The sequence below is a fragment of the Nonomuraea aridisoli genome, assembly GCF_003236395.1.
Lineage (GTDB): Bacteria > Actinomycetota > Actinomycetes > Streptosporangiales > Streptosporangiaceae > Nonomuraea > Nonomuraea aridisoli.
The window spans coordinates 1-7,584 of sequence record NZ_POUD01000368.1; the positions used below are offsets into that span (position 1 = coordinate 1).

At 73.1% G+C, this 7,584-nt stretch carries 9 protein-coding genes; 1 reads left to right on the forward strand and 8 read right to left on the reverse strand.

Annotation, left to right across the window (positions count from 1 at the left end):
* The 8 genes from C1J01_RS44090 to C1J01_RS44125 form a co-directional block, all read right to left on the reverse strand.
* A partial coding sequence (locus tag C1J01_RS44090) for an esterase-like activity of phytase family protein (protein ID WP_146615953.1) occupies positions 1 to 739 on the reverse strand: 739 nt, incomplete at its 3' end.
* Between the two features lie 280 nt (positions 740 to 1,019).
* A complete protein-coding gene (locus tag C1J01_RS44095) occupies positions 1,020 to 1,667 on the reverse strand; it encodes a TetR/AcrR family transcriptional regulator C-terminal domain-containing protein (RefSeq protein ID WP_235855071.1) in 648 nt (215 codons plus the stop codon).
* A 19-nt stretch (positions 1,668 to 1,686) separates the two neighbouring features.
* Positions 1,687 to 2,490, reverse strand: a complete 804-nt coding sequence (locus C1J01_RS44100; RefSeq protein ID WP_111184974.1) for a putative protein N(5)-glutamine methyltransferase — start codon at positions 2,488 to 2,490, stop codon at positions 1,687 to 1,689.
* 17 nt (positions 2,491 to 2,507) lie between these two features.
* A complete protein-coding gene (locus C1J01_RS44105; RefSeq protein WP_111184975.1) occupies positions 2,508 to 3,086 on the reverse strand; it encodes a TetR/AcrR family transcriptional regulator in 579 nt (192 codons plus the stop codon).
* Between the two features lie 4 nt (positions 3,087 to 3,090).
* Positions 3,091 to 3,663 (reverse strand): carboxymuconolactone decarboxylase family protein, encoded by a 573-nt coding sequence (locus C1J01_RS44110; protein ID WP_111184976.1) that lies wholly within the window; start codon positions 3,661 to 3,663, stop codon positions 3,091 to 3,093.
* A 26-nt stretch (positions 3,664 to 3,689) separates the two neighbouring features.
* Positions 3,690 to 4,064 (reverse strand): nuclear transport factor 2 family protein, encoded by a 375-nt coding sequence (locus tag C1J01_RS44115; protein ID WP_111184977.1) that lies wholly within the window; start codon positions 4,062 to 4,064, stop codon positions 3,690 to 3,692.
* Between the two features lie 102 nt (positions 4,065 to 4,166).
* Positions 4,167 to 5,420 carry an ATP-dependent Clp protease ATP-binding subunit ClpX gene (gene clpX, locus C1J01_RS44120; RefSeq protein WP_111184978.1) on the reverse strand — a complete coding sequence of 418 codons (1,254 nt, stop codon included), beginning with the start codon at positions 5,418 to 5,420 and terminating at the stop codon, positions 4,167 to 4,169.
* Between the two features lie 2 nt (positions 5,421 to 5,422).
* A complete protein-coding gene (locus C1J01_RS44125) occupies positions 5,423 to 6,616 on the reverse strand; it encodes a cytochrome P450 family protein (RefSeq protein ID WP_111184981.1) in 1,194 nt (397 codons plus the stop codon).
* 83 nt (positions 6,617 to 6,699) lie between these two features.
* On the opposite strand from C1J01_RS44125, the gene C1J01_RS44130 reads away from it, so the two are divergent.
* Positions 6,700 to 7,584 (forward strand): TetR/AcrR family transcriptional regulator (locus tag C1J01_RS44130; protein ID WP_111184979.1); only part of this gene is annotated, 885 nt, incomplete at its 3' end.

Consider the following 7,584-nt stretch of genomic DNA (forward strand, 5'->3'; position numbering starts at 1 on the left):
GCAGCGGGTCGAGCGGGTAGGCGTACTGGGCGCGCACCTGGCCCTCGCGCTTCCAGACGGTCAGCCGCGCGACGGCGCCGCGCTCGGCGGTCGGCACGGGGCCGTCCTCGTAGCGGGGGCCCTCGGTCACGGCGGCGATGGAGCGCGCCGTGACGGCGAGACCCTCGAATCCGAAATTACGCCGAGGGCCGTTTTCCGTATTCGTCAGCCGCAAATTCGTCGGCGTCGGGAATTCGCGGATATAGCGCCCTTGAACGTCCGTCGCGCGAACGGCCCCCTGAGAAATGGGGATATCCGGGTTCGAGGTGTTCGGCCGGTCGCCCTCGTCGCCCCAGAGCAGCCGCCCGCTCCACGAGTCGAACCTGATCGACTCGGGGTCGGCCGAGCCGGGCTGCCCGTAGGCGGGGTACGGCGTGCCGTCCTCGCGGGTCAGCGTCGTCACGCCGGTGATGCGCACGCCGGTGAAGTCGCCGGTCGCGCGGTCGATGTCGAGGCGGCCGGTGTAGAAGCGGGCGGGGTTGTAGCGCCAGCGGTCGTCGGAGATGAAGTACCAGGCGCCGGTGGCGGGGTTGCGGTCGATCCCGGACAACCCGCCGACGACGGTGCCCGCGAAGCGCGTCATGTGGGGGATGCGCTGCTCGCCGAGGAACCGGGTGATCCGCAGCGGCTCGCGCCGCGGCTCCGCGACGGCGGGAGGGGCCAGGGACACCACCACCGCGCACGCGACGGCGATTTCCATGATTTTGCGCTTACGAGCCATTCGTGCCTCCGCCTGGGGAAATTGACGGAGCACATGAAAGCGCGGATCACCGGGGAAGTCCACGAACGGACAACGGCATGCCGTACAGCAAAAAGGGCGAAATCAAATATCCGGCAGAGTGAAGACGTGCACGGAGCCGTTCCCGAGGCCGGCCGCCGCGGCCGTCCCCGCGGGCAGCCCCACGCGGCCAGCATGACGGTGGCCAGCATGACGGTGGCCAGCACGACGGCGGCCAGGCCGCTGAGCAGGGCGGATAATCTCACGCTTGGTCTTCCGGCTGGTCTTCCGGCGCCGAGGGCGCGCGGGCGGCGACGCCGTCGAGGATGAGCCGCAGGCCGTACGCGAAGGCGTCGTCACTGGTGGGGGCGCCGCCCTGGCGGACGGCCGCGACCGTGAGCGGGAACTCCCGCGCGTACACGGCGGCCGGGTCGTCGCCGCCGGCGGCGCGCTCGCGCCGGGCCTGCTCGTTCAGCACGAAACCGAGGGTGTAGTGGCTGATCGCGCCGATCGCGTGCAGGCCCTGCGCGGGCGTGAATCCCAGCTCCACCAGCGTCGCGAGCTCCCGCTCGAACGCGCGGGCGACGTCGAGGCCGGGGTCGGCGCCGCTGACCAGGCGGGCGCCGTCGCGGTGGCTCAGCAGCGTGCGGCGGTAGCGGTGGGCGCGCCGGGTCAGCCACCCCCGCCAGGTCTCCCCTGCGCGCGGCCCGCCCATGTCGGGGCCGAGCAGCTCGCGGGCCATCTCGTCGAGCAGCTCCTGCTTGTCGCGGAAGTGCCAGTAGAGCGCCGGGTTCTGCACGCCGAGGCGGGCGGCGAGGCGGCGCATGGACAGGCCGTCGAGACCGGTCTCGTCGAGCAGCTCCAGCGCCGCGCGCACGACCGTGTCGCGGGCCAGTCCCTTCGGTGTCATCGCCGACACCTTAACAGCGCTAAGGAACGCGGGTCCCGATGACGGCCGTGGCGTCCAGCTCGTCCGAGTAGGCGGCCCGTGCGGACAGGCCGGCGCTCGTCATGGCCTCGACGGTGGCCTCCGCCTGGCGTTCGCCGGTCTCCACCAGCAGGTGTCCGCCGGGGGCGAGCCAGGCGGGCGCGCCGGCGATCACCCGCCGGACGACGTCGAGGCCGTCGCCGCCGCCGTCGAGCGCCGTCAGCGGCTCGTGCAGCCGGGCCTCGGGCGGCAGCAGCCCCACGTACTCCGACGGCACGTACGGCGGGCTGGCGATCAGGACGTCCACCCGGCCCCGCAGCGCGGCGGGCAGCGGCTCGTACAGGTCACCCTCGTGGACGCGGGCCGCGGGCAGGTTGCGGCGGGCGCAGCGCACGGCGGCGGGGTCGAGGTCGGCGGCGTGGACCTCGGCGTCCGCCAGAGCCGCCGCCACCGCCGCCGCCATCGCGCCCGTGCCGCAGCACAGGTCGAGCACGACGGGCGTCCGCGCGACCTCCCGCGCCAGGGCGACGGCCTGCTCGATGAGGAACGCAGTGCGCGGCCGGGGCACGAACACCCCGGGCTCGACGGCCACCCGCAGCCCGCAGAACTCGGCCCAGCCGAGCACGTGCTCCAGGGGTTCCCCGGCGACGCGCCGCTCTACCAGGGCGTCCAGGCCCTGCTCATCGGCGCCGCCGCCGGGCGTGGCGGCGGCGATGAGCAGGGCGGCCTCGTCCTCGGCGAAGACGCACCCGGCGGCACGCAACCGAGCCACGATTGTGGTGCTAGATGATGAAAAAACCGACATGGGGGCCTTTCGTCTGTTCAGGGCCGGAACGCGCCCAGAACCATATCCCCATAGCGGCGCCACACCGCGGGGTCCCACTCGTCCAGCACGATCAGCTGCCTGATCACGCCGCACAGGACGACGCGCAGATCCCGCTCATCGGCGTCCTGGCGCACCTGGCCGGACGCCTTGGCGGCCTCGACCAGCCGGCCGATCAGGCCGAGCAGGCGGCCGGCGGGAACGAGTCTGCCCTCGAAGAACGCGGCGGCCAGCCCCCGGTTCCGGAGGAGATGGTCGAGCATGTCGGGGATGTAGGCGCACAGCGCCTGGTAGGCGTCCTCGCTCCTGAGCGCGGCGAGCGTGCGCTCCTCCAGCTCCTGGAACTGCTCGCGGGTGACGGCGACGATCAGGTCGTCCTTGGTGGGGTAGCTGCGGTACACGGTCGCGCGCCCGACGCCGGCCCGTTCGGCCACCTGGGGCACCGTCACCTGAAGGCCGTGCTGCGCGAAGAGTTCGCGGGCGGCCGCCATCACCTTCTCGTGGTTGCGGCGCGCGTCCTGACGCCGAGGGGACCGGTCCGATCCGGCCGGCGCCTGGATGAGGTCGGAGGAAGCCATGGGCTCAGTGTGCCGCAGCGTCCCCGCGGGAGGTGCCGTCGGGCAGCGCCTCGCCGGCGCCGTACACCTGGGTGAGCTCGACGTCGAGCACGGTGCAGACCCGGCTGAACGCCCAGTAGTAGCCGGCGACCTGGAGCACCTCGACGATCTCACGCTCGCTGAGGAACCGCCGCGCCTGCTCGAACAGGTCGTCGGGCACCCGCGGGCGTCGCACCACCTCGGCGGTGAACCGGATGAGGGCCCGGTCGGAGGCCGGCAGTTCGGGACTGTCGAGATCCCGGTCGTGAATGAGCCGCCGGGTGCGCTCGTCGACGCCGGCCGCGTCCGACATCGGGCCGTGCTGGGCCGCGACGAACGCGCACTCGGCGTACTCGGCCACGGTCAGGATCACCAGCTCCCGTGAGCGGGCCGGCAGCTCCAGCGAGCTGAACTGCGCCCTCGCGAGCTGGATGAACGGCTTCACCGTGCCGGCCGAGTGGGTCAGCATCCTCACCAACGGGTCCGGCGGCAGCTGGGCGAGGAATTCGCGCACGTCGTCCGGGACGGTCTTCGGATCGGGATCCGCGAGACGGGGCATGTCGTCGTCCTTTCTCTGGGCCGCCGTCAGCAGGTCTCGTCCGGGCCGACGGTGAACCCCGTCTCACTGAGCTCCTGGAAGCGGCCGTCGTCGGCGAAGGACCCGAAGACGAAGATCTCCCGCTTGAGCGTGGCACCGTCCACCATGGTGACCTCGAAGACGTGCCGCTCGGCGTAGGTGGAGCCGTCCCGGAGCTCGTCGAGCACGGTCACCGTGCCCCCGGCCAGCCGGCTGCGGATGCCGGCCACCATCTCGGCGAACTGGGCGCGGTCGAGCGCCTTGCCGTCGCTGCGGTGGACGTAGCCGGGAGCGTAGTACTTGTCCAGCGCCTCGCCCAGCTCGAGCTCCGGCTCGAGGGCGAGCTCCCGGAGCGCGTCGCTGAGGCGCGAAAAGGTCGTCATGCGAAGGTCTCTCCATCAAGAAACGGACCACTGTGTCCGGTTTCTGGGAGCGTACCAGACCCCTGAGTCCGGTTCCGGGCGGGGACCGTGAGGGACGCACTGTTAGGCCGACCTCTCGTGGCGGGCGGGGCCGCGGCCGTCGCGGGGGACGAGCGTGGGGTTGACGTTGCGCACCACCGTGTCGCGGGTCAGCACGACGCGGGCCACGTCGTCGCGGCTCGGGACCTCGTACATGACGTTGAGCAGCACCTCCTCCAGGATCGCGCGGGCGGCCCTCGCGCCGGTGCGGCGCAGCAGCGCCTGCTCGGCGACGGCGGCCACGGCGTCCTCCTCGACGACCAGCTCCACCCCGTCCAGCTCCAGCAGCCTGCGGTACTGCCTGATGAGCGCGTTGCGGGGCTCGGTGAGGATGCGGGTCAGCGCCGCGACGTCCAGCGGGCGCAGCGCGGCGACGACCGGCAGACGGCCGACGAACTCGGGGATCAGCCCGTACGCCAGCAGGTCCTGCGGCATCACCTGGGACAGCAGGTCGTCGTCGTCGCGCGCCGGCGGCAGGGCGCCGAAGCCGGCGGCGCGGCGGGCGAGCCGCCGTTCGACGATCTCCCCCAGCCCCGCGAACGCGCCGCCCGCGATGAACAGCACGTTCGTCGTGTCGATCTGGAGGAACTCCTGCTGCGGGTGCTTCCTGCCGCCCTGGGGGGCCACGCTCGCGACCGTGCCCTCCAGGATCTTCAGCAGGGCCTGCTGGACGCCCTCGCCGGAGACGTCGCGGGTGAGGGACGGGTTGCCGCCACCCCTGCGGGCGATCTTGTCGATCTCGTCGATGTAGACGATGCCGGTCTCGGCCCTGGCGAGGTCGTGCCCGGCCGCCCGGATGAGCGACAGCAGCATGGTCTCGACGTCCTCGCCGACGTACCCGGCCTCGGTGAGCGCGGTGGCGTCGGCGACGGCGAACGGCACGTCGAGCAGCCGGGCGAGCGTCTGGACGAGGTAGGTCTTGCCGCTGCCGGTCGGCCCGACGAGCAGGACGTTGGACTTGCCGAGCTCGACCGGGTCACCGGCGGCCCCGCGGACGCGTTTGTAGTGGTTGTGGACGGCCACCGACAGGGCGCGCTTGGCGTCGTCCTGGCCGATGACGTACTGGTCGAGGAAGGCGTGGATCTCGCGCGGCCGGGGCGGCTCGGGCGGCCGGCCGGTCTCCGCCGCGCCCTCCTCGGCGATGAGCTCGTTGCACAGCCCCACGCATTCGTCGCAGATGTAGACGGACGGCGGCCCCGCGATGAGCCGGCGCACCTCGTCCTGGGCCTTGTCGCAGAACGAGCAGCGCAGGTCGCCGCCCTTGCCGGTGCGCGCCATGCTCAACCGGCCGGCCGCAGCGTCACGGGCAGGGACGCCGGCCGCAGCGTCCCCGGGTCGGGCGCGTACCGCACCTCGCCGGCGAGCGCGAGATCGGGGAAGCGGCGCAGCAGGGCCCCCAGCGCGACGCCGGTCTGGACGCGCGCCAGCGACGCCCCCACGCAGAAGTGCGGCCCGTGCCCGAACCCCAGGTGCGGCGCCGGCTCCCTGGTGACGTCGAACGTGCCGGCCTCGGCGAACACCCTCGGATCACGGTTGGCGGCGGTGATCGAGGCGGTCACCGGCTCCCCCTTGGGGATGCGGACGCCGCCGATCTCGACGTCCTCCCGAGGGAAGCGGGGGACGGTGAGCAGCGCCGGGGCGCACCAGCGCAGCAGCTCCTCGACGGCGCGCGGCATCAGGCCGGGATCGGCGCGCAGGGCGGCGAGCTGGGCGGGGTGGGCGAGCAGGGTGACGACGGCGTTGGCGATGAGGTTCGTCGGCGTCTGCCCGGCCAGGACGAGGTGCCAGACGAGGGTGACGAGCTCGTCGTCGGAGAGCCGGTCGCCGTCCTCCTCCATGAGGCGGACGAGGTCGGAGACCAGGTCGTCGCCCGGCTCGGTCCGGCACTTGGCGACCGCCGCCCGGGCGCCCTCCATGATCGCGGGGATGGCCTCGCGGAACTTCTCGCCGTGACCGGAGGCGACCGCGGCGCCGTACTCGCGCCACCGGGGACGGTCGGCGGCGGGGATGCCGACGAGCTCGCAGATCACCTCCATCGGCAGCGGGCGCGCGAAGTGCGCCAGCAGGTCGACGGGCTCGCCATCGGGCAGTTCGGCGGGCAGCTCGTCGAGGAGCCGCTCGACGATCGCCTCGATCCGCGGCGCGAAAGCGGCGGCCCGGCGCGGGGTGAACGCGGGTGCGACCAGCCGGCGCAGGCGGGCGTGCTCGGCGCCGTTCATCTCGGACATCGTGCGCATGTAACGCAGGCAGTGCTCCGGCACGTCGGGGCGCATGAAGCTGTTCTCGTTGATCTCCAGGCGGGGGTCGCCCAGCATCGCGCGCGCCTGCTCGTGCCGCGTCACCGCCCAGAAGGGGCCGAACCCGGGCGCCACCAGCCGCGCCACGGGCGACTCCTCCCGGGCCTCGGCGTACGCGGCGACCAGGTCGCCCAGCACCGCCGGGTCGGTCAGGTCGATCTCGGGGACGTCGCCCATCACCACTCCGTAATCTCGAATGATCCCATCATCTGAATGTTGACGGTATCCTGCTTTGGGAGCACACGGCAACGAGGAGGGCGATGGTCCGGCTCAGCAGAGCCCAGGCGCAGGAGCGCAACCGCGCGAAGGTGCTGGCGGCGGCCAGGGAGGAGTTCGCGTTGCGCGGATTCCGCGAGGCGAAGATCGACTCCATCGCCGATCGCGCGGAGCTCACGCGCGGGGCGGTGTACTCCAACTTTCCCGGCAAGCGGGCGCTCTACTTCGCCGTGCTGGCCGACCTGGCCGAGCGCGCCCCGGTCCACCCGCCCGCCGAGCCGGCGCTGACCGTGCGGGAGGCGCTGAGCCAGGTGGCGCGCGCGTGGGTGACCCGGCTGCCGCTGATGACCGAGGACGAGCACGCGCCGAGCCGGCTGGGTGTGGACGTCATCCCCGAGATCCTCGCCGACGAGCTGACGCAGAAGCCGTACGCGCAGCTCATGAAGCTCAACGCGGTGCTGCTCGGGCTCGCCCTCGAGCGGCTGCGCCCGCCCAGGGAGCCGGACGGTCGGCTGGTGCGGCTGGCCGAGTCGGTGCTGACCGTGCTGCAGGGGGCGGGGCAGCTCGCGGCGGCGGCGCCGGGGTTCGTCGACCCGTTCGGGGTGATCCGGGTGTGCGAGCAACTCGCCGACCTCGACCTGGGCGACCGGTGGTCGGTCGCGCCGATGGTCCCTGAGGTGCGCGAGACCGACGCGCCGTGGTCGCCGCCCGAGGCGGTCGACGCGGTCACCGGCGAGCCGGCTCACCCGGCCCGTGACGGGGTGGTGGCGGTGCTCGGCCTGCACCGTCTGTCGGCCGCCGAGGACGCCGTACGTGCCGCGCCCCCAGAGGCGGAGGTCACCGCCGTCGTGGTGACGAGCACGCCGCAGGAGCTCTTCCCCCTGGCCCGCCTGGTCATCGCCGGCCTCGCCACGTGCCTGCGCCAGGCC